This window comes from Paenibacillus sp. oral taxon 786 str. D14 (genome assembly GCF_000159955.1).
Lineage (GTDB): Bacteria > Bacillota > Bacilli > Paenibacillales > Paenibacillaceae > Fontibacillus > Fontibacillus phoenicis.
In genome coordinates this window covers 1-1885 of the sequence record NZ_GG696013.1, presented here as the reverse complement: position 1 = coordinate 1885, position 1885 = coordinate 1, and the positions used below count along the sequence as shown (strand labels likewise).

General features: G+C 49.1%; 1 protein-coding gene. It reads right to left on the bottom strand.

Translation table 11 applies throughout. The features are described 5' to 3' along the window. Positions 1-81 precede the first annotated feature (81 nt). Positions 82-1500, bottom strand: coding sequence for a group II intron reverse transcriptase/maturase (gene ltrA, locus POTG_RS22445; protein WP_036646752.1), 1419 nt, complete (start codon positions 1498-1500; stop codon positions 82-84). Between the last annotated feature and the right edge of the window lie 385 nt (positions 1501-1885).

Genomic DNA, 1885 nt, shown 5'->3' with positions numbered 1-1885 from the left:
AATCGGGTAGGAGGCTACCCATTAATTAGGCAGCCGACCTCCCACACCACCGTACGTACCGTTCGGTATACGGCGGTTCCATTAGGAATGCGCAGTAACTTGTCGATAATAATCAGAAAAGAAAAGGAATCCGAGGTTCTTCAGCCTATTGTTACCGAGGGACTTCGAGAGGATTGGGCTATTGGAGATTCTCCAATAGCCCTTTCTTGTGTTTGCGTATTCCCACGCCTTCTGTTCATGAATTCCGAGCGATATAAGCCTTTCGAGTTTCGTCCTCACTCGTTTCCATTGCTTCCAGAAGACCATTCGGATACGCCTTCTCATCCATTTATCAGTGGTTTGGAGTAGTTGTTTCATGTCAGCAAGCTTGAAATAATTTACCCATCCCATGATGTAACGCCTAAGCTTCAGCGCCCGGTCGGTGTTGCCCATTCCGTTGCTTCTCGACGTTAGCTCTTTCACTTTAGCTTTCATCTTGGATACGGATTTGGGATGGATTCTGACCCGCGTTTCCCCTTTGCTCTGGTAGAATGAGAAGCCAAGAAATTTAACTTTTGTCGCATCGTCCACGATCGTTTTCTCCCGGTTTACCTTGAGAAACAACTTCTTCTCGATGTAAGGGAGAATTTTCGTCAGGGTACGCTCCGCACTCCTCCTGCTCCGGCAGAATATGAGCATATCGTCTGCGTATCGCACGAATCGATGTCCTCTTGCTTCCAGTTCCTTGTCCAATTCATTCAGCATGATATTGCTGAGAATCGGACTTAGGTTCCCTCCCTGCGGTACGCCGATTTCCGTGTCCTCAAACTTATGCTTCACGACGACTCCCGCCCGGAGATACTTATGGATGAGCGAGATCACTCGTCCGTCTTTGATCGTTCTTGAAAGCACCTCGATGAGCTTGCTTTGGTTGACGGTGTCAAAGTATTTCTCCAAGTCCATATCCACCACGTAACGATATCCCTCTTGCACGTATTGTTGGCTTCGTTTCATCGCGTGGTGTGCGCTCCGTTTGGGTCGGAATCCGTAGCTGTTGTCTGAAAACTGCCTCTCATAAATTGGCGTAAGCACTTGGGCGATTGCCTGCTGGATGACTCGGTCAACCACTGTTGGAATGCCAAGGTTTCTCTTCTTTCCGTTCTCTTTGGGAATCTCTACCCTTCGAACGGGATTCGGGCGGTACTTGCCGCCCAAGATCAGTTGCTTGATGGTCTCGCCGTTGTCTCTGAGATATTGTAGAAGTTCATCTACTCCCATCCCGTCGATTCCGTGCGATCCCTTGTTCGCTTTGACTCTCTTGAATGCTTCGTTCAAGTTGTCCCTGCTAACGATTTTCTCAAGCAACCGGTCCTTCGACTCGGTTGCGTTGGTGTCGTCGGTTTCGGTTATCCTCGCAGGACTGTGCACTCCCGCATATCCTTCGTGTTCCGCACTATTCTTTTGCAGAGAGTCTTCCGTTGGAAGTTGGCTGCCCTTGGCTCCTGTTTCGGTAACTTTCATTGACTTCACCTCCTAAGGTTCAGCCCTTCCCTCGAACCGTCGACTGTTCGCGGTACTATGGCGTCTGCTGACTTCTCATGATAAATCTTGTTTCAACCGTGATTCGAAGTGCATCTCCTCACGTCCATGAGACCTCCCACGGTAAGACGATTCACTTTCCTTCCATATACCCACATCATTTACATTGGTACGTCCGTGTAGTTAATTGGACTTCGTCTTGTTTAGCAGACTCATCCCGTATCCTATGCCTGATGATGTTCGTGTTCCTTGGGCCGGAAGTTTGCCTCCAGCTTCCTTTGGATTCCACCTCGCGGTGGACACCCTTGCTCTTGGCTAGTGGTTGGTAACTACAAACCCCCACAGTGGACTTTCACCACCTAGTTAA

What these genes read in the sequence shown, in the direction of transcription:
- ltrA (WP_036646752.1), bottom strand. Translation starts at nt 1,500, where the DNA reads ATGAAAGTTACCGAAACAGGAGCCAAGGGCAGCCAACTTCCAACGGAA.